Source organism: Niallia endozanthoxylica (assembly GCF_008710145.1).
Taxonomy (GTDB): domain Bacteria; phylum Bacillota; class Bacilli; order Bacillales; family Cytobacillaceae; genus Bacillus_BD; species Bacillus_BD endozanthoxylica.
Genome location: NZ_VYKL01000022.1, coordinates 169,336 through 195,422, shown reverse-complemented (window position 1 = coordinate 195,422; position 26,087 = coordinate 169,336). Strand labels below are relative to the sequence as shown.

25 protein-coding genes and 2 tRNA genes are annotated in these 26,087 nt (G+C 39.2%); 4 read left to right on the top strand and 23 right to left on the bottom strand.

Annotated features, from left to right (window positions below):
• Nucleotide 1 precedes the first annotated feature (1 nt).
• A tRNA-Asp gene (locus F4V44_RS15465) sits at nt 2-78 on the bottom strand.
• Nucleotides 79-81: 3 nt separating this feature from the next.
• A tRNA-Met gene (locus tag F4V44_RS15460) sits at nt 82-155 on the bottom strand.
• Between the two features lie 422 nt (nt 156-577).
• Between F4V44_RS15460 and F4V44_RS15455 the strand changes: the two genes are divergently transcribed.
• Nucleotides 578-970, top strand: a complete 393-nt coding sequence (locus F4V44_RS15455) for an SET domain-containing protein (RefSeq protein ID WP_150440915.1) — start codon at nt 578-580, stop codon at nt 968-970.
• A gap of 65 nt (nt 971-1,035) precedes the next feature.
• Here F4V44_RS15455 and cobA read toward each other — a convergent pair whose 3' ends face one another.
• From cobA to F4V44_RS15430, 5 genes are all read right to left on the bottom strand, one after another.
• Nucleotides 1,036-1,818, bottom strand: coding sequence for a uroporphyrinogen-III C-methyltransferase (cobA, locus tag F4V44_RS15450; protein WP_150440914.1), 783 nt, complete (start codon nt 1,816-1,818; stop codon nt 1,036-1,038).
• A gap of 29 nt (nt 1,819-1,847) precedes the next feature.
• Complete coding sequence (locus tag F4V44_RS15445) at nt 1,848-2,690, bottom strand: formate/nitrite transporter family protein (RefSeq protein ID WP_223881911.1); 843 nt, start codon at nt 2,688-2,690, stop codon at nt 1,848-1,850.
• Nucleotides 2,691-2,711: 21 nt separating this feature from the next.
• Nucleotides 2,712-3,035 (bottom strand): nitrite reductase small subunit NirD, encoded by a 324-nt coding sequence (gene nirD, locus F4V44_RS15440; RefSeq protein WP_150440913.1) that lies wholly within the window; start codon nt 3,033-3,035, stop codon nt 2,712-2,714.
• A 104-nt stretch (nt 3,036-3,139) separates the two neighbouring features.
• Nucleotides 3,140-5,554: a nitrite reductase large subunit NirB gene (gene nirB, locus F4V44_RS15435; RefSeq protein WP_150440912.1), complete on the bottom strand. Its 2,415-nt coding sequence runs from the start codon at nt 5,552-5,554 to the stop codon at nt 3,140-3,142.
• Between the two features lie 902 nt (nt 5,555-6,456).
• Nucleotides 6,457-7,218 (bottom strand): SDR family NAD(P)-dependent oxidoreductase, encoded by a 762-nt coding sequence (locus tag F4V44_RS15430; protein WP_150440911.1) that lies wholly within the window; start codon nt 7,216-7,218, stop codon nt 6,457-6,459.
• A 181-nt stretch (nt 7,219-7,399) separates the two neighbouring features.
• Between F4V44_RS15430 and F4V44_RS15425 the strand changes: the two genes are divergently transcribed.
• Complete coding sequence (locus F4V44_RS15425; RefSeq protein ID WP_150440910.1) at nt 7,400-7,828, top strand: VOC family protein; 429 nt, start codon at nt 7,400-7,402, stop codon at nt 7,826-7,828.
• 53 nt (nt 7,829-7,881) lie between these two features.
• On the opposite strand, the gene F4V44_RS15420 is transcribed toward F4V44_RS15425, so the two are convergent.
• Nucleotides 7,882-8,064 carry a hypothetical protein gene (locus tag F4V44_RS15420; protein WP_150440909.1) on the bottom strand — a complete coding sequence of 61 codons (183 nt, stop codon included), beginning with the start codon at nt 8,062-8,064 and terminating at the stop codon, nt 7,882-7,884.
• Nucleotides 8,065-8,478: 414 nt separating this feature from the next.
• Here F4V44_RS15420 and F4V44_RS15415 point away from each other — a divergent pair, with 414 nt between their 5' ends.
• Nucleotides 8,479-8,670, top strand: coding sequence for a YbxH family protein (locus F4V44_RS15415; protein WP_150440908.1), 192 nt, complete (start codon nt 8,479-8,481; stop codon nt 8,668-8,670).
• A gap of 51 nt (nt 8,671-8,721) precedes the next feature.
• Here F4V44_RS15415 and F4V44_RS15410 read toward each other — a convergent pair whose 3' ends face one another.
• From F4V44_RS15410 to F4V44_RS15365, 10 genes are all read right to left on the bottom strand, one after another.
• Nucleotides 8,722-10,233 (bottom strand): acyl-CoA synthetase, encoded by a 1,512-nt coding sequence (locus F4V44_RS15410; RefSeq protein WP_150440907.1) that lies wholly within the window; start codon nt 10,231-10,233, stop codon nt 8,722-8,724.
• A gap of 38 nt (nt 10,234-10,271) precedes the next feature.
• Nucleotides 10,272-11,171 (bottom strand): intracellular short-chain-length polyhydroxyalkanoate depolymerase, encoded by a 900-nt coding sequence (gene phaZ, locus F4V44_RS15405; protein ID WP_150440906.1) that lies wholly within the window; start codon nt 11,169-11,171, stop codon nt 10,272-10,274.
• Nucleotides 11,168-12,181, bottom strand: coding sequence for a 3-oxoacyl-ACP synthase (locus F4V44_RS15400; RefSeq protein WP_150440905.1), 1,014 nt, complete (start codon nt 12,179-12,181; stop codon nt 11,168-11,170). Before F4V44_RS15400 ends, phaZ begins: the two co-directional genes overlap by 4 nt.
• A 24-nt stretch (nt 12,182-12,205) precedes the next feature.
• Nucleotides 12,206-13,177: a branched-chain amino acid ABC transporter permease gene (locus F4V44_RS15395; protein WP_150440904.1), complete on the bottom strand. Its 972-nt coding sequence runs from the start codon at nt 13,175-13,177 to the stop codon at nt 12,206-12,208.
• A gap of 4 nt (nt 13,178-13,181) precedes the next feature.
• Nucleotides 13,182-14,042, bottom strand: coding sequence for a branched-chain amino acid ABC transporter permease (locus F4V44_RS15390; RefSeq protein WP_150440903.1), 861 nt, complete (start codon nt 14,040-14,042; stop codon nt 13,182-13,184).
• A gap of 20 nt (nt 14,043-14,062) precedes the next feature.
• On the bottom strand, nt 14,063-14,770 hold the full coding sequence (locus F4V44_RS15385) for an ABC transporter ATP-binding protein (protein WP_150440902.1): 708 nt from the start codon (nt 14,768-14,770) through the stop codon (nt 14,063-14,065).
• Nucleotides 14,745-15,521: an ABC transporter ATP-binding protein gene (locus F4V44_RS15380; RefSeq protein ID WP_150440901.1), complete on the bottom strand. Its 777-nt coding sequence runs from the start codon at nt 15,519-15,521 to the stop codon at nt 14,745-14,747. Before F4V44_RS15380 ends, F4V44_RS15385 begins: the two co-directional genes overlap by 26 nt.
• A gap of 88 nt (nt 15,522-15,609) precedes the next feature.
• On the bottom strand, nt 15,610-16,827 hold the full coding sequence (locus tag F4V44_RS15375; protein ID WP_150440900.1) for a substrate-binding domain-containing protein: 1,218 nt from the start codon (nt 16,825-16,827) through the stop codon (nt 15,610-15,612).
• A 188-nt stretch (nt 16,828-17,015) separates the two neighbouring features.
• A complete protein-coding gene (locus tag F4V44_RS15370; RefSeq protein WP_150440899.1) occupies nt 17,016-18,203 on the bottom strand; it encodes an MFS transporter in 1,188 nt (395 codons plus the stop codon).
• A 368-nt stretch (nt 18,204-18,571) separates the two neighbouring features.
• Entirely contained in the window at nt 18,572-19,465 is an 894-nt protein-coding gene (locus tag F4V44_RS15365) for a LysR family transcriptional regulator (protein ID WP_150440898.1), read from the bottom strand.
• Nucleotides 19,466-19,589: 124 nt separating this feature from the next.
• On the opposite strand from F4V44_RS15365, the gene F4V44_RS15360 reads away from it, so the two are divergent.
• On the top strand, nt 19,590-20,804 hold the full coding sequence (locus F4V44_RS15360) for an MFS transporter (protein WP_150440897.1): 1,215 nt from the start codon (nt 19,590-19,592) through the stop codon (nt 20,802-20,804).
• Between the two features lie 74 nt (nt 20,805-20,878).
• Here F4V44_RS15360 and F4V44_RS15355 read toward each other — a convergent pair whose 3' ends face one another.
• The 5 genes from F4V44_RS15355 to F4V44_RS15335 form a co-directional block, all read right to left on the bottom strand.
• Nucleotides 20,879-21,157, bottom strand: a complete 279-nt coding sequence (locus F4V44_RS15355; protein ID WP_150440896.1) for a hypothetical protein — start codon at nt 21,155-21,157, stop codon at nt 20,879-20,881.
• A gap of 94 nt (nt 21,158-21,251) precedes the next feature.
• Nucleotides 21,252-22,568 (bottom strand): D-serine ammonia-lyase, encoded by a 1,317-nt coding sequence (locus tag F4V44_RS15350; protein WP_150440895.1) that lies wholly within the window; start codon nt 22,566-22,568, stop codon nt 21,252-21,254.
• A 120-nt stretch (nt 22,569-22,688) separates the two neighbouring features.
• A complete protein-coding gene (locus F4V44_RS15345) occupies nt 22,689-23,645 on the bottom strand; it encodes a sugar ABC transporter substrate-binding protein (RefSeq protein ID WP_150440894.1) in 957 nt (318 codons plus the stop codon).
• Between the two features lie 51 nt (nt 23,646-23,696).
• Entirely contained in the window at nt 23,697-25,208 is a 1,512-nt protein-coding gene (locus F4V44_RS15340; RefSeq protein ID WP_223881910.1) for a response regulator, read from the bottom strand.
• Nucleotides 25,209-25,236: 28 nt separating this feature from the next.
• The gene (locus tag F4V44_RS15335) at nt 25,237-26,085 is read right to left on the bottom strand and encodes a CheR family methyltransferase (protein ID WP_150440892.1); all 849 of its coding nucleotides are present in this window, start codon (nt 26,083-26,085) and stop codon (nt 25,237-25,239) included.
• Nucleotides 26,086-26,087: the final 2 nt, after the last annotated feature.

The following is a 26,087-nucleotide window of genomic DNA, read 5'->3' as shown; positions in this document are numbered from 1 at the left end:
ATGGCGGTCCGGACGGGACTCGAACCCGCGACCTCCTGCGTGACAGGCAGGCATTCTAACCAACTGAACTACCGGACCAGATTGCGGGGACAGGATTTGAACCTGCGACCTTCGGGTTATGAGCCCGACGAGCTACCGGACTGCTCCACCCCGCGATAATAGAAAAAATTAATAGTCATTTCTCCGAATATTGATTAACATTATTTAGTATAACGTGTTCAATATGGACGACTCCAATAATATCATCTAAGTATTTTGAAATCAACCTCTTTTCCATAAAATATCTGCCCCAAGTTTTTCGGACAAGCTTGCTGCCTTTGCTGAAGAAGAAGGCATGCCTGTTTCAAAAGCAGCTGTATTAGAACGCTAGGGAATGCCTATTATTTAGATAGATTTATTAAAGAAAAGGTGTAAGCAAAGATATTTAAACAGCTTACATCTTTTTTAATTAATTTTTACCGTAAAAAGGTTAATAACCATTCCATTGTAAAAAATAAACAATATAATATGGTTGCTTTCAATCCATTTATCGTTCACACTTAAGAAATTAACTACTAAAATGAACAGGTGATGAATTATGATTGAAGTAAAAACTTCGAAACTGAGTGACGGGGAACTAAACAGAGGTGTATTTGCCACAAAGGATATTGCAAAGGGTACACTTTTCCATGCGGCACCCGTTCTTCCCTATCCAAATGAAGAACATGTACATATAGAAAAAACGCTGCTAGCTGATTATGCATTTGAATATGGAATAAACCATTCTGCCATTCTTTTAGGATACGGCATGTTGTTTAACCATTCTTATGAACCAAATGCGACATACGATATAAACTTTCCAAACCACACATTTGATTTTTTTGCCTATAGGGATATTAAAGCGGGGGAAGAAATACTAATTAATTACAATGGTGATGTGGATGATATGGATCCTCTTTGGTTTAATAAAGAAGATACAGTGAACCAATAGAGCATTGATTATTCCCTACACAACAAGGACCTCCAGTATAATCAGGAAGTCCTTGTTTAGATTTCTCATACAACTTCATCCGCAAATACCATCTCGCTTTCATGTGTTCTCACTTCTTTGAACCAGGAAATTTGATCTCGTAATCTGACAACCTCACCCATTACGATTATACTAGGATTGTCAATTTTCTCTATACTCGCTTTTTCTACAATCGTAGAAAGGGTTCCTGTAACAGTTTTTTGATTAGCGGTAGTTCCCCTGTTCACTAAAGCAACCGGTGTATCAGGTGCTTTCCCATGAAGGATCAGAGCATGACAAATATCGGCCAAGTGCCCAATTCCCATATAAACCAACAATGTATCAATCCCCGCCAAACTGCTCCAGTTAATATTAGTTGGTTTACCATTCTCACCATGCCCTGTCACCACAGCAAATGAACTGGAAGTTTTCCGATGCGTCACCGGTATACCTGCATATGCAGGCGCGGCAATTCCTGATGTAATACCCGGAACAATTTCGAACGGGATACCATTTTGAGCGAGAACCTCCGCTTCTTCAGCACCTCTGCCAAACACAAACGGATCCCCTCCCTTCAAACGGGTCACCACTTTTCCTTGTTTCGCAAGCTTAACCAGCAAAAGATTAATATTTTCCTGTTTTAGCGTGTGGCATTTCGGAAGCTTTCCGCAATAAATGAACGTCGCCTCTTTTTTCGCGTGTTGCAATAATTCTTTATTGACCAGCCGATCATACAAGATAATATCAGCCTCTTGTATGCACTTTAAGCCCTTTATCGTTAGTAAATCAGGGTCTCCAGGACCTGCCCCAACTAAGTATACTTTTCCCATATTATGACCCCTCTCTTCTCTTTTCCTCATTATAAATTGGATGCTTGTTTTGTGAATTCTAATTGTTCTAAAGCCTTCTTTTCCCCTGCTTTTCTATGTGTTAGGTATAATGCTAGTCCAACAAATAAAAACCCGCCAATAAGATTTCCAAAGAGAACTGGAATTTGATTCCATAATAACCAATCAGATACCGTTACATTTGCCCCAAGCATGATCCCCGCAGGAACGACAAACATATTTACGACCGCATGCTCAAAGCCTTGCGCAAAAAACATTAGTATTGGAAGCCACATCGCAACTATTTTTCCAATAGTTGCTTTCGAAGTCATCGCCAGAACAGCTCCTAAAGCAACCATCCAGTTACATAGGATGGCCTTTACAATGACGATAAGTAACCCTTCTGACCCCAGCGAAGAATAAGCAAATGTCTTCGCTTCAGCTACATTGATTATTTTCTGTGCTACTGCGTGGTTATCTACATGACCCAAATGAGTTACTGCAATCACATAAAATACCGCATAAACTGCACCGCCAATTAAATGGCCCACAATGACCCAAAACCAGTTTGATATCATTTGCTGCCATGTTGCTTTCTTTTCTATAACAGCTAACGGAAGCAGCGCAAAATTCCCTGTAACCAGCTCTAATCCTAAAAGAATGACAATTACAAAGCATGCTGGGAATAAAAGCGCACCGACAAAACCCATTTGCGATTGTGTTTCAACAGTAAATGCTAAGGTGGTACCAAAGCCGAGCAGCGCACCGGCTAAGCCGCCTCTAATTAACATATCTTTAACCGTTAGCTTTGCTTTTGCCGCACCTGCTTGAACCATGCTTTCTACAACTTGATCTGGATTTACGTATGACATCATGTTCCTTCTTTCAATAATAATTTACAGAATGATAAAAATTTCATTGTTTTCTACTTCTACTTTAAAGGTTTTAACACAGCCCTTATCCGGCTTTTGAACCTGACCATCATTTACGTTAATTTTCCAATCATGCATTGGACAAAATACATGTTCACCACTTACCATTCCCTCTACAAGAACCCCACCTTTATGAGGACAGCGATTTTCAATTGCGTGAAATTCCCCTGTCTCTAAATGAAATAACGCTATCTCATGTGAACCTATATGGACTGTTTTCCCTAACTTTTGTGGGATTTCATCCACTACGGCTACTTTAATTCGCTGAATTGTTTTTGTTTTTCCCATCACTTATTCCTCCAGACTATTATGTCCCGTCTATACAGGCCCTCATCTTCTCCCTAAAGTTCATCAAATATCATGGAAACAGGGGTTCAACCCCTGGTTCCCTTTTATTCTGCCGTTACCGGAACTTTCACTTTTTCAAATAATTCTTTTTGAAGCCTTTCACTTTCAATAATTTCTTTCCACGGTTCTTGAGCTACAGTCAACGCTTCATCTAACCGTATATTTAATTCAAGTCGTTTTCGATCATCTTCCATCACAGATCGAATATGATCGAGTCCCATTCTCTCAACCCATTTAGAGGTTCTTTCTAAATAGATTCCTGTTTCACGATAATATTGGAAATAAGCTCCGGTAATTTCTATTACTTCTTCACTTGTTTTTACTTTACATAAAAGATCGGCCGCTCTTAAATCGGTTCCACCGTTCCCTCCAACATAAACTTGGTACCCGCCGTCCACTCCGACAACACCGAGATCCTTAATACCTGATTCAGCACAATTTCGCGGACAAGCCGAAACAGCCATTTTAAATTTATGAGGAGTGCTGATTCGTTCAAATCTCTTTTCTAAGGAGATACCAAGCCCGATAGAATCCTGAGTTCCGAATCGGCAAAACTCTGCACCCACACATGTTTTTACAGTACGAAGAGTTTTACCATATGCATAACCTGACGGCATATCCAGCTCAGCCCATACCTTTGGAAGGTCTTCTTTTTCGATACCGAACATATCAATCCGCTGTCCGCCAGTCACTTTCAATAATTTCACATCATATTTTTCAGCCACATCAGCAATTTTCCGTAGCTGTTCTGGGTTTGTCACACCGCCATACATTCTCGGTACAACCGAGAAAGTCCCATCTTTTTGAATATTCGCATGTAAGCGTTCATTTACAAAACGCGATTCTTTTTCATCCTCATATTCAAGCGGATAAATCATGCCTAAATAATAGTTCAAAGCCGGTTTACATTTAGAGCACCCATCGATTGTATTCCACTCAAGTACATTCATCACTTCCCTTGTTGTTTTGAGGTTCATATTACGAATAGCAACAACAACCTCATCTCGTGATAAAGTAGTACAGCTGCAAATTGCTTCTTTTTGATTAGCTTTATTGAATTCATCACCCAATGTAAGCTCAAGAATATCAGCTACTAACGGCTTACAGCCTCCACATGATCTCGAAGCATTTGTACATCCCTTTACTTCATCAATACTAGTTAGACCTTGTGTTTCAATTGCGTTTACAATATCCCCTTTTGTTACACCATTACATCCGCAGATGATTTCATCATTTGGCAAGGAAGCAACAAAACTTACTCCTGCATCATTACTTTCATTCTTTTCAAGATACTCAGACACATTTGCTCCATTATTAATCAAACTCAGAAGCTTCGTGCCTTCTTTCGTATCACCAAATAGAACAGCACCTGAAATTTTATCATCCTGAATAAGAATCTTCTTATAAGTGCCTTTCCAATCATTAAATTCCTTAATGGCCTTTGTTTGTTCATCTTCATTAATGATTCCAGCTGAGAAAACATCCACACCAGAAACCTTTAATTTAGTAGAAAGTACCGTTCCTTCATAAGGCCTCACATCAACGCTGCAGATTTTCCCAGCCAATGCTTTTCCTTGTTCATATAGCGGTGCAACAAGACCGTACACCATACCGCGGTGCTCTGCACATTCACCAACCGCAAACACATTCGAAATCTCTGTTTCCATATAATCATTAACAAGGATTCCTCGATTAACCGGAATTCCGCTTTCTACAGCGATACTTGTATTTGGTTTAATTCCGACCGCCATGACTACGAGATCCGCTTTGATTTCTTCCCCGTCGCTAAAACGCAATCCCTCGACTCTGTTTTCACCGAAGATCTCCTGCGTTTGTTTTCTTAACAAAAAGTTCATCCCTTGCTTTTCCAGTTCCTTTCGGAGCTGGTTTGCAGCAGCTTCATCTAATTGTCTTTCCATTAAATAATCAGCAATATGGATAACATCTACTTCCATTCCTAAATTTAAAAGACCCCTTGCAGCCTCAAGCCCTAATAATCCTCCACCGATGACAGCTGCCTTTTTGTACTCTTTTGAGTATTCAATCATTTTTTCGCAGTCTTCTATATTCCTGAAAGCAGTAACCCCTTCTTTATCAGCACCTGGCAGAGGAAGGATAAAAGGAACTGATCCAGTTGCAAGAATTAATTTATCGTAAGCAACCTCACGATTTTTATCGGAAAGTACGATTTGTTTTTCCGTATCGATATGGGTTACCGTTTCTCCAGAATAAAGAAGAATATTATTTTGTTCGTACCAATTCCAATCATTTAACGTAATATCTTCTATTGCCGTATCTCCCTGTAATACTTTTGATAATTGAATGCGATCATAGTTTGGATGATTTTCACTTCCAAAAACGGTAATTTCAAATGCATCCTTTTCTATCTTTAAAATTTCTTCTAAACATCGAATTCCAGCCATTCCGTTCCCAATCAGTACAAGCTTTTGTTTTACCATGTAGAGTCCTCCAATCGTTTTATAGACGGTATCTATGAATAATATAGATACATCATATGATAAGTTTTCTTACATATCCATATTTGTGTAAGAAAATATGACATGGTTTTTCATTATTCTTTTTTAGGTCCTTTTTAAATACTGTATCAACAAGGTATTGATTCTGTTAGCTTAGAACGTAAATTAAGAGGCACTATTGAGGGGAATAAGGCAAATATTTTAGAACAAACAACAATTGATATTTTAAGAGAAATTGATGTTGGCAATTGGATGGAGTAAGAAGATTATTTTCATGACGGCAACTACGTTCAATTCAATGCCCAATACGCCATACTGATTTAAAAAATAGTCTGGCGGAAAGCAAGTGGTTGTGCATCCGTAGTATAAAGTCATTATCGACTTAGTGAACGCCCGTTACAAAAATAGTAAAGACATTATCTTTGACACAGATTATGTCACATTATATAACATATATGTAAATTAACCAAAAAGCAGCTACCGTACAAATGGCTTTGTTTATTAACATTGTTAATGTTGAGCTCATCTAAAGCTGTATGGTTATGAAATGACATTTCTCACGGATGCGTCAAAAATCCGGCTTATCAACATCGTTCGCTAACAAAGCTAAAAAATAAATAATTAAGGCTGTGTAAAAGAACGATATTAATTTTCATTCGCTTGTTAAGCTTCGTTCTAGGCACGGAGATTAACAAGCGAGATGTGAGGTGCTTTTCTAAAACTTCAAACCAAAATAACAGGCTTATTAACAAAAATATTAATATATAAGCAAAACTCGCCGGAAGTATTAGCGAGTTTTCTTAATATAACTTCTCTATCCATATTCATCTAAACAAAAAAAAGAAATGGTCCCTCTCATTCGAGTTTTAGGACCATTTTTGACATTAAAAATTCATCCGTGACTGACCGCCATCCACATTGATGCTTGCGCCGACAATCCATGACGCCTTATCTGAAGCAAGAAATACAGCTACACTCGCTACTTCCTCAGGAGTACCAAAGCGTCCTGCGGGGATTTCATTTTGCACAAACTTCTGTATTCCCTCAGGATCCGCTTCAAGCCGCTTTTTCCAGTTGCCTGTTTCATGAAGAATACTTCCCGGAGCAATACTATTCACGCGAATGCCATCAGGAATCACTTCATCCGCTAATGATTTTGTAAAGCTGATCAATGCTGATTTTGCATTATTATAGGTAACTTTCCCTCCGCTTTCCCTTCCAAATATAGATGTAATATTAATGATTGATCCGCTTTTGGACTCTTTCATATAGGGAATGACCAATTTACTTAGATGAACAGCTGAGAAATAATTCAGCTCCATCGCTTCATAAAATAAATCCATTTCCGTGTCTGCAGCTTTTCCTCCATTGCTGCCGCCCGCATTGTTGATGAGGACGTCAATTGTTTCTTTTTCTGTAGTAAACGTCTGGATGAGCTTTTCCCGTTCATCCGCTTTAGTTAAATCGGCCTGATAGATTGAAACTTTGCCGTCTAATTCCTCTTTTGCCTTTTCTAAAAAATCACTACTGCGGGCAACAATGGAAACATCAGCCCCCTCTGCTATAAAAGCCGCAGCAATCGCTTTCCCGATTCCTTTCGAACCACCGGTAATTAATATTTTTTTTCCTTGCAATTGTAAATCCATATTTACGCTCCTATTCTCATTAGGATATATTCTATTACTATTTCTTCAACCTTCTCCATTTTCCCCTGTCATTATTGACTCTTCTTATTTATAGAGGGAGGTATGTATAAATTTAAAAATGGTTATAGTTAATTTGTCCATTTAAATTGATGTGAAATCATTATATCTAGGAGTGATTAGGATGTCAGTAGATGTTTATTTAACTTTTAATGGAAACTGCCGTGAAGCAGTTGAATTTTATGCAGAGGCTTTTGAAGAAGAAAAGCCAAAAATCATGACTTTTGGAGACAGTCCTTCAGACCCTAATTATCCCATGCCAGAGGAAGCTAAACATTTGGTTATGCATACAAGACTAAATATTAATGGAAGTAATGTTATGTTTTCTGATGCCTTTCCAGGTATGGAAGTGAATGAAGGAAACAATATCACGCTTTCATTAATCAGCAAAGATGAAGACAAAATTAAGTCTTACTTTAACAGTTTGAAAGAGGGCGGCACTGTGGGTATGGAACTTCAAGAAACTTTTTGGAGTAAATGTTATGGTCAAGTTACTGATAAATTCGGTATTCATTGGCAAGTAAGCTTGGACAGCGGTGAAGAAGCCTACTAGAAGCAGAAAGTTGAAAGCAGTCAAAAAAAGCCTAATCCATGGATTGGGCTTTTTTATTTTATCACTGTAAGATGTCTAACCCTTCTATTTTTATCAAGTTCCTGACAAATGGCGCCTACCATTGAAACAATAGTCAAGAAAAAAAGAACAAATGCAATTACAGGCGAAAAATTAAATAGGGTCACTAGATAAAAGGATAATAGAAGCAATAAAGAAATAGATAATAAACATTTCATGAAAGAGCCCCCTTTATGATTAATATAGTTAAATTGTGACAAATTATTGAACTTTTTTTGACATTTATTTGTCTATATTTTAATTCCGAATTAACAGAAAGTAAAGATATTTTCAAGTGATAAATAGGGAAGTTTATAAAGTGAAACTTCCCTCAGTGGGGATTTTCTTCATTCCCCACTGAGGGTTAGTCACGCAGAGCCTGATTGGATTTTCTAAGGGCTGAAACCCAAAGAAAATCCTTATCTCACCAATCGGACCTTTACGGGCAGTTGATTCCCCCACCTATCTTCTTTTGTATACTCAGAATCTTGAGGTGGAGGTCTTACTGCCCGTTAAGAGTGGGATAAATGATTCTTCTCTATCTGGGAACACTATGAAAATCAGTTAAATCTACGTTTTAGGAGATGTTTTACATGGGTGCTGTTGAAAGGAATGGATATCGCTTTGAACCAGAGTATAGCGTAATTGAGCAAAACGGAGCCATTCATGTCTACCATAAAGGACAGTTTGTTGAAGAATTAACCTTTACCTTTTCTGGAAAACATCCTGAATTTGATCAAATCGAAGAACTCATTAATGATTATTGTGAACAACGAGGAATTTAATGCATTAAAGCGACGGGGGACTGTCCCCCGTCGCTTTAATGCGATAAAGATTTACTTTTTAGAAGTAGAGGAGGTGTCGCCGTGTTTCTTTAATTCCCTTTTATCGATTTTTCCGACATGTGTTTTTGGAAGCTGGTCTAAGAAAACGATTCGTTTAGGAATCTTGTATTTTCCTAGCTTGTGAGCGCAATGTTCCTTTATTTCCTCAATGGTTATCTTTTCATTTTCCTTCAGAACAATAAAGGCAGCAACGATTTCTCCCCACTTCTGGTCAGATAATCCCACTACAGCGACTTCAGCTACTTGCGGCAGTTCACTAATCCAATGCTCTACCTCAAGCGGGTACACATTTTCACCGCCTGTTATGATCATTTCTTTTTTCCGACCCACGATATAATAGTAACCGTCACGGTCTTTTTTCGCTAAATCACCGGTATGAAGCCAAGCAGAGGACAAGGCTTCTTCAGTAGCCTTTGGGTTATTCCAATAGTTTAAGAAAACATGATTACCCTTAATTAATAATTCCCCTACCTCATCCGCCATGGCTGGATTCCCGTCTTCTTTTATGATTTTTACAATATTAAATAACATTGGTTTTCCGACAGAGCCTAATTTCCCACTCACCTTGTCCGGATCGATATAAAAATTATTAGGCCCCGCTTCCGTAAGGCCATATCCTTCTTTAAAAGTTAAACCTTTGCTCTGAAAGGCTTTATAAATTTCTAATGAACAAGGCGCCCCTCCAGAAAGGAAAATCTTCATTGTTGGAAATCGACATTTCTTAAACTCATCACTATTTACCATCATGTGATACATCGTTGGAACTAATAAGACAATTGTACAATGATACTGATTTAGATAATGGATGGCTTCGATTGGATTATACTCACTGGCTATTACGACTTTTCCTCCAACCATAAGCAGCGGAATAGATAACGCATTTAAACCCCCGGTATGAAAGAGCGGCATATACGTCAGCGTTGTATCTTCCTTTGATAAATTCCAGCTCAAAACCGTGTTCAATCCATTCCAAATAATAGATTGGTGTGATAATACTACCCCTTTAGGCTTTCCTGTTGTTCCACCTGTGTAAAGAATGGCAAGGGGGTCTAGTTCATTGATTTCTGCTTCCTCTCCCAATGCAAAAGATTGATCGAAATAGCCTTCCTGATCAATTTCAAAGGTAATCGGTTCGAGCTTTACATAATCCAACTCAGCTATCTTTGTCGCAAAATGAGAATGAAATCCAATTAGCTTCGGTGTACAGTCCCTAAGTATATAATCAATTTCATAAGAGGCTAAGCGCCAATTTATTGGCACAAAGATGGCACCTAATTTTGTACATGCAAAAAGCAAATCAAAATAAGCAATATGGTTAGGAGACATTAAAGCTACCCGGTCCCCTTTTACAATTCCCTGTTTTTTTAACCAGCATGCTGCTGCTGCAGCACGTTGACTTACTTCGGAATAGGTCCAGTTAATTCCCTTCTCTGCATGAACAATTGCTACTGTGTGCGGTGACAATTTTGCTCTATTTGTTATCCAATCAAACTCCCATTCCAATCCAGTCTCACCTTCCCTTCTCTACATCTCACTCTAAATCATTTTAAAAATTCCGATATTACTTGAAGCAGCTGATCTAGATCATCAATTAACGGGGAATGGCCACAATCCTTTAACTCTACAAATCTAGCATAATTTCCAATATCTTCAACAATTTCCTGTGCCATCCTCTCTGTGATAACAAAGTCTCGATCACCGCGAAGAACTAATACAGGAAGCTTAATATTATCCACCAATCCATTTCCTTCAATTAGACCATTATGTTTATTGCTGATATTAAATGTATTTAAGGAATGGTATACTTCCGCGAGATTTCTTTGTGTAAGCATATCCTCAACATATTCTCTATATTTATCTTCATTTGGCCGATTTTTCGTATAGATGGTTGCATTCCACACTTCTTGTAAGAATGGGTAATTCTTTGTATTATAGGCATGCTGAATAGGAATTGCCCTAATCGGATCGATTTTAATTTGCTCATAGGTTGAGAGACGTTTAGTAAGATCCGGCTGACCATTTTCATTTACTCCGTAGAAAGGATATCCTCTTGTGGATGCAGATGCCAATAGCACCAGCTTTGAACAGTATCCAGGATAATCAGCCACAAATTGCATGCCAACAGCCCCTCCTGTTGACCAGCCTATGATGGAAAAGTCATTTAAACCAATCGCATCTACAACCCCTTTGATATCATCCGAAAAGTCTTTGATGGATTGAATCCCATGGCGATAGGAAGATTGACCAAATCCTCTCATATCAACAGCATATATCTTAAACTTTGAGTCCATCTGTTCTAGTATGAGGTCCCAATGCTTTGAAGAGGTCATGTTCCCATGAATCAGCAATACTTTGTGCTCTCCGCCATCCCTCTCCTGATAGGCAATGGTTTCCCCATTTGGCAATGTTACTTTTTTATATTTTATATTGGATAAGGTCATTTACCCACTTCCTTCCCCCATCGTATAGTTGTTGCTCCCCAAGCATAGCCAATTCCCGCACTGACCAGCACGACAATATCACCGTCCTTAAGCTTCCCTTCCTTTTGGGCCAGCTCCAATGATAGAATTTGGTCCATCTGCCCAATATGTCCATATTCCTCTAGATAAATGGATTGCTCTTTAGATAAACCTAATTCTTTGAGCACATAGTCATGCGCGGACCTTTTCATATGAAGCAAACCAAGATACTGTATATCCTTCTCCGTATACCCGCTTTCAGAAAGTGATGTACGTATTACCTTTAAAAAATGATTCATTGACTTTTGCTCAAGTCTCGTCTTCATTCCTTCAAAATCCTGTACATCAAGTTTGTGAAGAGATAGATTATGTTCAGTAAGCGGATGCTTAGTCCCTCCTGCTTTCACTACCACATCTTCTGAGAAAGAACCATCGGTTATCAGCTTTGATTCTAGAATAACGTTCCTTTCATATCCCTTTTGTAAAAGAATAGCCCCTCCACCGGCACCTAGATTAAACATAAATTGGGTTCTTTTGTTACTATAGTCAATGAAGTCCCCGTTACGATATCCCCCAGCAAGCAGGACAGTATTGATATTAGGGTCAGAAACCATCATACTCTTGGCCACTTTTAAAGCCATGATAGTCGTCCCACATCTTAAAGCGGCATCAAATGCCCAAGCATTATAGGCACCTATCTCCTCCTGAAGCTTGATTCCAGCCGTCCACAAAGGATACTCCTTATGTTCTTCTCCGATATAAATGACTAAATCTATTTCTAGCGGATTGATTCTAGCTTTACTAATGGCTTTCTTTGCTGCATGCACACCCATCACACAAGTATGATCATCTGCTCCAGGAACTGTTTTTTTCTTTATCCCCATCTTGTCTTCCACAATCTCTTTTGGAATTCCTGCCAACCTTGCGATTTTTTCCCCTGTTATCACGGTCTCTGGTAAATAGATTCCTGTACTGATAATACCAATTTGCATTCCGTTCACCTCCGCTCCGTATGATTATTTCGATTCCTGTCTATTTTTTCTAAATTTCATACCCTTTAAGGTACCCACAATCCCCTGCGGGAAAAACATAACAACAAGGATATAGATAATACCAAATAAAATAATCCATCTTTCAAAGATCCAGTGAACTTTTGCCATTTCGGTTAACCAATGGTGAGCGAATTCAATAATGCCTGATCCAATAACCGCTCCGACTAGCGTTCCGACACCTCCGATAATCGTCATTAGCAGAGCATCTAGGGTAATATCAATTGAAAAAACACTCGTATTTACAAATCTTAGTGAAATAGAATAGAGCATTCCCGCAACACCAGCTATCACACCTGAAACCACGCTGGCAATAATTTTATAATGAAGAACATTAAATCCGAGCGACTCTGTTCTTTGTTCATTTTCTCTTATTGCTTGAATAACCCGACCAAGCGGTGATTGAATGAACCTTCTTAATAGAAGAAAAACTAAAATCATAAGAACGAGAGAAATCAGGTAAAAATCCGTCCGGTCCTTTAATAAATCAGGCACTCTAAAAGTAAAACCATCATTCCCATAGGTCAAGCTTCTCCATTTTTCAGCAAGAACTAAAAATAAACCGGAAAAGGCTAGTGTCAGCATAGCATAGAAATGGCTTTTCAAACGGAGGGTAAGCAGGCCAATGAAAAAGCTGATAATCCCGGTTAATAGGACTGTCACAACAAAAGCTAGAAGCAAATAATAAAGGGAAGGTTCGTAGCTCTTCATAAAAATCCCAATCGTGTATGCGCCGATTCCAAAAAACATCGCATGCCCGAAAGAAACAATTCCTGTATAACCAAGCAGGAGATCGTAGCTCATCGCAAACATGGCAAAAATAAACACCTGGGTCAGCAAAATTAATAATGTTCGTGATTCATAAACAAACGGAAAGATAAGGAGGAAAAGGGCGGCAACCAAATAGAGATAGCTTGTTTTCTTATTTAATCCCAACATTGTCTCATCCCTTCAACCCGAATAGTCCCTGCGGTCTAAATATAAGGACAACAGCCATTAACAGCATATTGACTGCCAGACTTAAATCGGGTACATAGTAGGCCATAAAAGAGCCAGAAAGTCCGACTAGAATAGCAGCTAAAATGGAGCCTGGAAAACTTCCCATGCCGCCAATCACAACGACAATAAACGCTAAGATTGCAAATTCCATTCCCATTCCTGCATGAATCACACCTGAATAAGGTCCTAATAGAACACCTCCAAGAGCAGCCATTCCCGCACCTGCCATAAAAACGAACATAAATACCTTTTGAATATTGATTCCTAATGATTGAACCATTTCTTTGTTCATGACACCGGCACGCACAACTAAACCAATTTTTGTCTTCTTTAAAATATACTGAACCGCAAAAAACATCAGCAGCCCAATTGCAATGATGAAAACACGATATTTAATAATGACAATTCCCGCTACCTCCCAGCTTCCTTTCAACACATCAGGCGGAGAAGCTGAAATTTGATTGGGTCCCCAGACTACTTTTAATAACTCCGATAACACAAGCATAAGTCCTAATGTAATTAAAATTTGCTGTACGTGATTCCCATATACTGGCTTGATGATCCATTTCTCCGTTATCCATCCCAACAGAAAACCTGTTGCCACAGCGCCAATCATTCCAATGAAAAAACTGCCGGTTGAAGAATAAATCCATATCCCGCTATAGGCACCCCAGGCAAATAAACCGCCATGAGCAAAATTAAGGACATCCATCAACCCAAATATTAAAGTCAAACCGGCAGCAAGAAGAAATATCAGCATCCCTGTTGCCAGACCATTTAACGTTAAATTGACGAATACATCCATTTCTGTCCCTCCTCCCTCTCTCAAGCAATCCCTAAATACTTGCGGCGCATTTCTTCATCCTCCCGCAACACATTCATCGTCCCGTTGTGTACCGTTTTACCATCATCAATAATATAAAAGTAATCTCCAATCGTACTCGCCATCATAAAGTTTTGCTCTACCAGCACAATCGTTGTTTTCTCTTTCATTTGCAGGATTGATTCCATAACCTTTTCGACCATAATGGGAGCCAGCCCCTTGCTTGGTTCATCTATCAAAAGAAGCTGATTATCATTGATAAATGCTCGCGCAATTGATAACATCTGTTTTTGTCCGCCGCTTAATAAACCTCCCTGCCGTTTCCAGAACTTTTTTAAATCAGGAAATAAATGTAGAATATAGTCAAGCCTTTCCTGTGTGATGGCATTGTCCTTCTGAATGGCTACCTTTATATTTTCTTCTACTGTCAGCTGGGCAAAAATCCCTTGGTCCTCCGGAACATAGCCAATCCCTTTTTGAGCAATCCTATAGGTTGGATTTTTATGAATTTCTTCCCCATTAAATTCAATGACACCCTTCGCTGCCGGATTCAAACCCATAATCGTTCGCAATGTTGTCGTTTTCCCTGCACCATTCCTCCCCAATAAAACAGTGACTTCCCCTTGCTTCACTTCAAAGGAAATGCCCTGAAGGATATGGTATTGACCAATATAGGTTTCTATTTCATGTAGACGAAGATGTACGCTCATCCTTATGACCTCCTAAATAAGCGGACTGGACAGTTTCATTTTTCATAATTTCTTCTGGCGTTCCATCTGCTAGTAAGCCCCCATTAAATAACACCATCACAGAATCTGATAAATCCAAAATCATATCCATCTTGTGCTCAATGAGAAGAATCGTACGGTCCCCTTTTTCCTTTATCTGTTTGATGACGTCTAAAATAGCTGGAACCTCCTCCAATGACATACCGGCAGTTGGTTCATCCAGTAACAGCACCTCTGTATTTAACGCAAGAAGCATCGCGATTTCTAATTTGCGCTTTTCCCCGTGGGCAAGATTCTTTGCCAATATATCCTTTCTTGCTTCTAACAAAACAGTCTCAAGCCATTCTTCCGCTTTTAACTCAAACTCTTTATATTTTCGAAAATGCTTCAACATCTGGTAACGGATTCCTGCTTGCGATTGGACGGCCAGCCTTACATTTTCAAGCACAGTAAGGTTAGGAAATACGTTTGTAATTTGAAAGGAACGGCCGATTCCTTTTCTCGTTCTCTCGATAGGAGATAGATTCGTTATCTTTTCACCCTTAAAAAAAATCTCACCTTTCGTCGGCATCAATTGTCCGCTTAATAAATTAAAAAAAGTTGTTTTCCCTGCACCGTTTGGACCGATAATCGATTTAAAATGATTCGCCGGAACGGAGAGACTTACGGAATCAACTGCTGTATGACCGCCAAACGATATTGTCAGGCCTTGGGTTTCGATTATACTGTTCATCCTAAAACACCACCTTGCGTGAGAATAACCTGAGGCCGAACTTTGATTTGGTCCGGCCTCCATTTTCTTTAACCTAGTAACTTTGACTCTATTTATTTCTAATTGGCGGTGCCGTCTCTTCCGGAGTCAATTCACGGACTAGGACAGGGACAGGATACGGAACGCCCTCTTTTCTCTCGAGTTTAATCGCATAAAGGGTTTGCAGGGCTTGATGATCCTCTTCACGGAAGGTCATTTCTCCTTTTGGCGTCTCGAAGCTCATGCCTTCCATTGTTTCAATCAAGATGTCTGTATCTGTATCGCCCTCCGTTTTCTTCAATGCTTCCACAATCGCAATGGCTGCACTCATTCCTCCAGGTGTGAAAAGATCCGGAACATCGCCGTCAAAGCGTTTCTTATGTTCTTCAACGAGCCAATTATTGATTTTATTTTGCGGCAGCTCATGATAATACACGGTAAATCCTTCCATTCCAACTAACGGTTCCATTGTACCAAGGGCTGCAATGTCAGGGGCACCAGTTGAAATTTTGATTCCCTTTTCCTGTACCTTCATATCAGCAATTTGAGTCCAAGGTGTATTGGCCCCGGCCCAAATGACAAATAAGTAATCAGGGTCGGAATCTACTACCTTTTGGACATTCGATGTAAAATCAGTTGCAGCTGGGTCGGCGTATTCCTCGTGAACTATCTCAGCTCCCAGATTTAAAGCGCTCTCTTTAAAAGCAGCAACGCCATCGCGGCCGAATGAGTTATCCGGAGCAAGTGTAGCAATCTTTACGCCTTTAGTTGCTATTGCTGCTGCTCCGGCTACTGCATCCTGCGAGGAGTTGCGGGCTGTACGGAAAATATACGGGTTAAACTCTGAACCTGTAATACTATCAGCTACCGCAGGCTCTACGACCATAATCTTTTCATATTCCTCTGCCAGCGGCAGCACCGCCAATGTATCACCGGAACTTGATGAACCAACTAGGAAATCAACCTCATCCTCTTCCAACAGCTTTGTCGCTTTCTGGACCGCCACCTCTGGCTTTGTCTCTGTATCTTCCACAATAAACTCGATTTTCCGGCCGGCTACTTCTCTTGTTCCATCTGTCGCATAATCTAAACCAAGCTCAAACCCGCGTACGGTCTGTTCCCCATAAGATTCTAATGCACCTGTCCGCGATGCTAAGACTCCAATTTTGATTGAATTCTCCTTTGCTCCATCGGACGTCTCCTCTTTGCCAAAATTACAGGCACTGGTGAAAATCATGATAAAAATGAGCAAACATAGTAAAACTATTTTCCCTTTCCAAACCTTCATCTCTTTTCCCCCTCATCAAATAACAATCGAAAATGACTACCCAATTCCTCATTTCATCATATTAACAGGAGGACAAGAGTATACGTACTTTTGAAGCTATAAGACTTTAAATAAAAAAGAGTGTCAGGCACCGTAAAAAGACAGATTCTAGCCAGTTGTCTTTTTGCGGTGCCTGACACTCGGGTCCATTAAGCCGTTTTGTTTAATTTAGCTGATTCCACTTTAGGTTTAAAGGAAAGCAGCGCCAGTAATACAATTCCTAGCATCATACTTATCGTGAAAAAGAGGTTAATCCCTTTTGCATATTGCATCATTAGCCCCCCAACAAATGGACCGCTGATACTTCCAATACTAAAAAGGATGCTGCACATGATATTTCCCGCTGTCAGCAGGTGCTTGGGAACTAAATCAACCATATACGAAACGCCCAGAGAAAATGTTGAACCGACTAGCATCCCAGCTATGAAAAAGCAAACTGCTAATCCAATGACCGATTTATCTAGCATCCCCGCAGCCATAAACGATGTTAAACCGATGATTAAAGCAACCATAAGAATCCTTCTTCTTCCAAAACGATCACTAAGTATTCCTAAAGGGAGCTGAAACACAATGCTGCCAATCGCAAAGGCAGGCAGGATAAAAGCAACATCATGAGCATCGATACCAATCCTTAAGGCGTAAATTGGAAAGCTCCCATTTAATGAAGCCTCTAAAAAACCGTAGCAAAATGGGAATAAAAATGCAATCCATCCATATTTCCATGCCTTGCCGAAACGGCTGAATGTACTAAAGAATGAGCTCTCCTCTTCGCTTTTTTCCGGAAACTCATTCTTTAAAAAAAGAATAGGCAGCCAAACCAATAAGCTTAATCCCGCCGATATCATGAATGGCAAGGCCTCATTTACCCCTAAAAAACGAGTTATCATAGGCCCTCCGGCAAAGCCTAAGCCAAAAAATAAACCATAAAGCGAAATATTCCTCCCTCTTTTATGACTGGGTGAAAATGAGGTAATCCATGTCTGACTTCCAAAATGAAGCATATTGTCTCCGATTCCAACTAACAAACGCAGGACAAACCAAAACCAGATGGATTTCCATAATGGAAAAAAAGCAAGAGCCGTTATCACTATCAACCCGCCAGTCAATAGGATGGGCTTATAACCAAACTTCCTAATCGGTTTTTCCATAAATGGTGCGGCAAGCAGCATTCCAATATAGATGGATGTAGCATGTAGTCCATTTACAGACGAAGAGATGCCGTCTTGTTCAAAAATAATGGCTATTAAGGGGGCTAACATTCCCTGTGAAAAACCCGAAACCGCAACCGTAACAACTAAAGCCAAAAATCGAAACCGATTCGATATTACTCCATTCATATCACATTCTCCCTATCACTGGGCTAATATACTACTAACGCAGGAAAAGCCGGTTTTATTACCGAAAAGGTAAAAAAACGGCTTCTTTTATCCATTCTAATCAAATTCGTCCCATCGAATTTGCGCCCGGATTTTTATCGAGCTCGCTCGATAAACTACCTCTAAAAAATCCGAGGCATCCGCCGGAGGCTTAACTTCATTCAGCCGGGGTTTGAACCTCACTGAATCAGAGAGCTTTTTACATTCATCCCTTAGCTTTAGAAGTGGAGACCTTCTGCTGAATGAAGTTAAAATATTAACCTGAAATTATATCAATATATTTACCGTCTTTCATTCTACCGCAAATTTATATCTAGAAACAACCCAACTTACTGTTCCATATCAAAGGTTGAAAAATTTTCAATCACAAATGACTTAAACCTTTTCGCTGCAGGAGACAACGTCAGGTCCGATAAAGTAGACAATGCAATCCTTCTTTGACAGGGATAATCCGAAATTTCAAGAAAACAGAGATTATCAAACATCATATCACCGATTTTTGGCAGCACTGTTATACCAAGCTCTTTCATGACAAAACCAGCAACGGTTGCGGCTTCCTCTCCTTCAAAGGTGATGGTTGGATTCATATTTAAATGAGAACACATTTCATCAAAAATATAGCGTAGTCCGAACCCCTTTTTAAAGCAAATAAATTCTTCCTCTTTTAAACTCTTAAACGAAACAGACGTTTGATGGGCAAGCTTATGATTCTTTGGAACGGCTACATATAACTTTTCTGTACGTAAAACCATTGATTGAATCCGGTCGTTTTGAGCCCTCGGTACAGATAAACACATATCCGCAATTCCTTTTTCAACCTGGCTCAGTACATAATCATTCGCACCTTGATAAAGCTGAAAAGTGATATTTGGATATAGTTTTTTATAACTTGCAATAAGATTTGGAATTAAATGCGGTCCTAGTGTATGTAGAAAAGCAACGGATATTTCCCCTGTATCTACTGCGACTTTTTCCTGTATCTCCTCAATCCCTTCTTGAATGGCTACTTGTGCCTGCTGTGCTTTTCTTAAAAAGAGTTCACCATATCTAGTCAGCCGTACGGTTTTTCCATCACGAAAAAACAGCGGTACGCCTAATTCCTGTTCCAACTTTATGATGGATCGGCTTAAGGCTGGCTGTGAAATGGATTGATGCTTCGCAGCTTTTGTAAAATGCTTATGTTTTGCTACAGCAATAAAATTTTCTAACTGATGCCATTCCATACTATCGCCCTCTCCTGTTCATAACAAAAACGCATGGTACTTATGATTATTATAAATTAGACACATAAGATATCACAGCGTATAGTAAAGAATCATATGTAATGAATGGAAATGAGGGATTGCCATGAATTTGATTCAAGCAGGTACAAAGGAATTTAAACGGGCAAAGCTTGCCTTTCTCATTGCAGGTCTCGTAACGTTTGCTGCTATCTATACTGTTCAGCCAACATTACCGCTCTTTTCAAAGGATTTTCATGTTTCTGCACCGGCTGCCAGTCTAACATTATCATTTACGACCGGTTTACTCTCCTTTTCGATGTTAGCGGCCGCCACTCTCTCTGAGAAAATAGGGATGAAAAGAATCATGGTCATTTCGATGGTTCTCACCTCTATTCTTGGGATCTTAACATCCTTGAGCAATAGTTTTATGATGTTATTAATTCTTAGAGCGTTACTAGGAATTTTTGTTGCAGGTGTTCCCTCCATTGCAATGGCCTTTATTGGCAAAGAATTCAGTCCTAAAGACAGTGTGATGATTATGGGTTTTTATATTTCCGGATCAAGTATTGGAGGGATGACCGGCAGACTTTTCACCGGTTTATTAACAGATCTATTTTCGTGGAGACTGGCTTTTGCCGCTATTGGGGTTATCTCACTAGGATTAAGTCTTTTCTTTTGGTATACCCTTCCTGCATCAAGTACTCCTGTTCAAAGAAAAGTAGAATGGAAATCCATATGGCCATCCTATAAAATGCATCTGTTGAATAAAAATATTAACTATTTATTTATTCTTGGCTTTTTATTAATGGGAAGTTTTGTAACCATGTACAATTATATCGGTTTCTCCCTCATGCAGCCGCCATTTAACTTAAGTCAAACCATCATTGGTCTTATTTTTATCGTGTATTTATTTGGTACCTTTAGTTCCATTTATATGGGCAAGAAAGCAAAGCAATATGGAACATACTTGGTCCTAAAAATGTCATTTATGATTACCATTACAGGGACAGTTATCACTCTGTTTCCTCATTTAATTGTTAAGATTATCGGTATCTCCATATTTACATTTGGCTTCTTTGCGGCCCATTCGATTGTCAGTGCCTTAGTAACCGAACATGCTAAAGAAAATAAGGCGCAGGCCTCTTCACTTTATTTACTATTTTATTATTTAGGTTCTTCTTTTGTCGGCACGTTGGGAGGTTATTTCTGGAATCACTTCTCTTGGATAGGAATCATAGCCTTTCTTTGCAGTCTATTAGCGGCAGGATTTATTCTAATCATTAAATGCAGCACATCAAATACAACTATCCACATCCTTCAAAAAAGAAAGGTTTTTTAGAAATAAATATCCCCTCCTTATTCAATTGTATAACTGAATAAAGAGGGGATTTCTATAAGGGTATTAATTAAACCTTAGTAGTACGGGTATCCAGCATACGGATTGTATTGTGTTGGATATGGATATGGGGCTGGGTATGGATAGCCTCCGTAGCCAACTCCCGGATTTGCCAATGCTCCCAGAGTCAGCCCCCCTAATAGTCCCCCAACAAATGGTGCACCAGATCCATAATATCCACCATGATGGTGACCATGATGATGGTGGCCATGGTGATGGTGACCGTGGTGATGTCCTCCGTGATGTCCTCCATGATGACCACCGTGATGTCCGCCAAATTGCCTTGGATCCATCATAATCATACCTCTCCCTTTTCTTTTAAATTTTTCTTACCTTTTGTAGAATATGCGGGAGAGATGTCCAATGAGTGGGCAAGTCAAACGGGATGCCTTATGATTGATCCTTTCTCAATATATTCCCTTTTTCAATATATCCCTTCATTTCATCCTTTGGCACCATACTTCCTCCTGTTGCCCAGACAATATGGGTTGATTGATTCATTGCCTGCCGGCCGATTCGGTTATAATAGTTCTGGTTATTTTGGGTATAAAAATATCCGGGAAATCCCGCTGCTGCTGAAGGTTCAATTTCAATGTGTTCTTCCTTTGCTAATAAAGAGAGAAATTGAAAAAGCTGGTTATCCTCTACCGTGAAAATGCCATCCAGCCTCTTGCCGACAACCTCACCCACAAAGCCTGATGCCCTGCCCACTGCCAAACCATCTGCGGCTGTTCTTCCCGTCAATCCAATATCCTGAACAGAAATTTTATTTTGCAGCCCTGTCATCACCCCTAACAGCATGCACGGTGCCTGAACAGGTTCGGCAAAAAAGCAATGAACATGCTCGCCATATATTTGTTTGAGTCCAAAGGCTACCCCTCCTGGCCCTCCTCCCACTCCGCAAGGCAGATAAACAAATAATGGGTGCTCTGCATCAACTGTGATATTCCGTTCTTTCAATTGAGATTCAACCCGCTTAGCTGCAACCGCATATCCCAAGAAGAGAATTTTAGAGTTTTCATCATCGATAAAATGACAGTTCGGATTTTGACTCGCTTGTTTTCTGCCTTCCTCTACAGCTTTTTCATAATCGACTTCATACTCAATTACAATGACTCCTTTTTCTCGCAGTAAATCCTTTTTCCACTGTCTTGCATCAGCAGACATATGTACCGTTACATTGAAACCGAGCTTTGCACTTATAATCCCAATACTTAAACCAAGGTTCCCTGTAGACCCTACTGATACGGAATAGTTCGAAAAAAGCTGCTTGTATTTGTCACCGGCTAGAATCGAATAGTCGTCTGCGATGGTTAAGTCTCCTTCCTCAAGGGCAATCTTTTCCGCAAAAAATAATACCTCATAAATACCGCCTCTTGCTTTAATAGATCCAGAAATGGGAAGGTGACTATCACATTTTACAAACAACCTTCCTTCCAGCTCTTTTTCATAATAGGTTTCAAGAGCAGCCTTCATCCTTGGAGTCTCCTGTAACGCCGATTCAATGATTCCTTGATTTTCGGCTGTTTCAGGAAATACCTTTTTTAGATACGGGGCAAATCGCTCAACTCTTTGACGTGCATCTTCAATATCTGCATCTGTAAGGTCAATTGTTTCATCACAATTAATCTTAGGGTTAAACCAAATAACCTCCTGACCTTTTTGCATGTCTGAAATGATTGGATATTTATCAGCAAGCTCTAACATACTCTTCCCCACTTTTCAGTTTATTTTTTCTTTAGATTACATATTTAAAATGTACTATATCAACTCTAAAGTAAAAAAATAGTCCCTCACATAACATGGGGACTTTAAAAGAAAATAAGATCATTTTAATATATTATTATAAAATTCCAGGCGCTGCTCAGCATTACTTTTTGTAATAATATCTACTCCACTATCTATATTCTGTTTTATCCTCTCGCCTCTTAGCACTTTATCTGCTGTTTCAATACTTATATACCCCATATCATATGGGTTTTGCGATACTGAAATGGAGAGTTTTCCCTCCTTAATATTTTTAAGCATGTCCCTGATACCATCGGTTCCGGTTACCGGTAATTCAAGACCATGCTCGTAAATGCTATCTAATGCTGGAAGAGCCAAATAATCCGTTGTCGTGATAACTCCTTTAAGATCAGGGTGTTCCTTAATGATATCTGCCATTAATTTTTTGACTTCTTGATTGATTTTATTCCCGAGAGGCAAATCTCCATATTCTCCTGCAATTTGAATCCCCGCTGCTTCTAAGCTTTTTCTAGCACCTATCAATCGGTCCATTTCAGCAAAGGACTCCCGTCTTCCAATAAGGGCAACCTTTTCACCAGGCTGGAGTTCTGAAGCCATTAGGATTCCCGCCTTCTCCCCTAATATACGATTATCTGTTCCGATATAAGCGGTTTTATGTTCCCATGGCGCATTCGAATCCATGAGTAATACCGGTATGTTTCTGTCAACATACTTTTCTAATTTTGGAATAACCCCTGTACCCAAAGGTGAGACAATTAATAAATCAGGATTTTCTTTTAGAGCACTGTCTAATATTTTATTTTGTTCCTCTGGCAGTCCATTCTTCGGTGCAAGAACTTTTCCATCTATCCCAAAATCCTCAAACCCTTTGTCTGCTCCAGCTGTGACGATTTCCCAAAATTCTAATTCTTCTTCTTTTACCACAACAATAACCTTTGGCTTCTCCTTAAACACTTGTCGATAGACGAATATCCCTGCCAATAGGACAACGAGAGTAAATAATGATAAGAGAAGTCGTTTACGAATAACAGTCATTCTATACCTCCCTTCTTCATGGTGAACAATCTGAACCCTGTCAACCTCTTATTAATCGGCGAGAAACGTAATGGAAAAGGTCGTCCCGCTATGTCCAGTTTTAATCTCAATTTCTGCCTGATGACGCTTAGCAATACTATAGCAAATCGCTAGTCCAAGCCCGGTACCGTTATCCTTAGTCGTAAAAAACGGAGTACCTATCTTTTCCAACACTTCAGGGCTGATTCCTGTTCCCTGATCTTTTATGTTTAATATGACTGTTTGTTCTTTTGCAAAGGTTGTAATCGTCAGCTTTCCTCCTGACGTCATAGCATCCAGCCCATTTAAAGCCATATTTAAGATTAATTGACGAATTTCCTTCTCATCTATGAAAATCTCAGAACATGGCTGTAAATCTAAAACGACCTGTTTATTCGCTCTAAGGGCTTCTGCCTGAATCAATGGAAATAAAGCCTCAATAATGGAGTTTATTTGATGCTTCTTTTTATAGCTGACTTTATTCTTAGCTAAATTTAAAAACTCGGTAATAATAGAGTTAGCCCGGTTTAATTCATCCAGCATCAGTTCAATGATGTCTTTTGATACCTCATTCGTCTTAGCTATTTGTAAAAACCCGTAAACAGTTGTCATCGGATTACGAATTTCATGAGCAATTCCGGCCGCCATTTCACCAATTAAATTTAATCGATCCAATCGGGTTAACCCTTTTTCTAAAAGGTCTCTTTCTGTAATATCTGTCAAAACAAACAATACACAAGGTTCCGGGTCAATATCAATTAATTCTGATGACAACAAACCGGCCCGCAATTCTCCGTTTTTTGTTTTGTATTGAATTTTAATATTACGAATAGGATCTCCTAAATGAATCACTTGACCGTTTGCTTCCTCCATAAAGTCCTCGAAATTCATTTTTTGATTATACAATTCATTGTACTGATATCCCGTAAATTGTAACCAACTCGCATTAACGTCGAGATAGATTCCATCCTCTAACGATACAATCGCCATCAGGTTAGGACTAGATTCAAATATTTTGCGAAACCGTTCCTGTGAAACAAACAGATGGTCAGTAATCTTCTTTCTCTCTGCAATTTCCTGCTGCAGCTTTTCATTTGTAGATAGAAGCTCTAACGTACGTTCCTCTACCTTTTTTTCAAGCTCGATTATATGCTGCCGCTCGTTTAGATAAATCTTTTCTTTATGCTTTTGGTAGATTTCAACAAATTTTTCTATTTTCTTTTTCAATGTTTCCGGTTGAAATGGTTTAAATATATAATCGATTCCTCCAACCTCATACCCAAGCTGGACATGTTGGTTTTCCTGGCTAATAGCCGTCAGAAAAATAATCGGTGTATGCTTTGTTTTCTCCCTCGCCCGAATCAGCTTAGCCGTTTCAAAACCATTTAATCCCGGCATTTGAACGTCCAGTAAAATAACTGCAAATTCCTGATTAATAAGGTGCTTCAATGCTTTCTGCCCAGAAGTAGCACTGACTAAATGATAATCCGGTGATGAAAGCACAGCCTCTAGCGCTAATAGATTTTCCGGATGATCATCCACCATTAAAATATTCACCTTTTGAGGAAGGGTACTATTGAATTTTTCGGTATATCTTTTCAGCTGTGTCGAATTCTTCATAACATTTTCCATACGTAGTAAATCTAATCCCCTCTCTCTTACCTAGACCAAGAAAACCAGATAAGCTTAGACTTTCATATAAAAGCTTGTGAACTTCATCTTGCAATGTTTTATTAAAGTAGATTAAGACATTACGACAAATAATAATATCAAACTCATGAAACGATGAGTCTGTCACTAAGTTATGTTCAGCAAAGACAATATTCTTTTGCAAAAGCGGATCGAAAACAACCTGTTCTCCCACTGCCTTGTAATACTCTGAGAAAGCTCGTGTTCCTCCGGCTTCCATATAATTTTTCGTGTACTGCTGCATATGTGCTAAAGAAAACGTTCCTTTTTTCGCTCGTTCTAGTATTCTCGCATTTATATCAGTAGCATAGATCATTGCTTTTTCATAAAGACCTTCTTCCTGTAATAGAATAGCCATTGAATACACTTCTTCACCCGTTGAGCAGCCGACATGCCAAATCCGAATATTTGTATACTCCCTTATGATAGGAATGATATTTTCTCGGAAAGACTTAAAAAACGGAGGATCGCGAAACATCTCGGTAACATTTATAGAAAAGTCGGAGAATAACTTCCTCATGACAGTAGAATCACGAAGGATTTTTTCCTGGAGAGCAGAAATACTTGTCAGTTTCTCCTTCTGAACTCGATTAGCTATTCTCCTTTCAATAAAGGAATCCGCATAATTTCTAAAATCATAGCCATAAAGCCGATAAATAGCTTCAAGCAATAAATCAATCTCTATTTTCTCAATTTCTTCATATTTCTTTTGTTCCTGAATCTTTTCAGTCATTG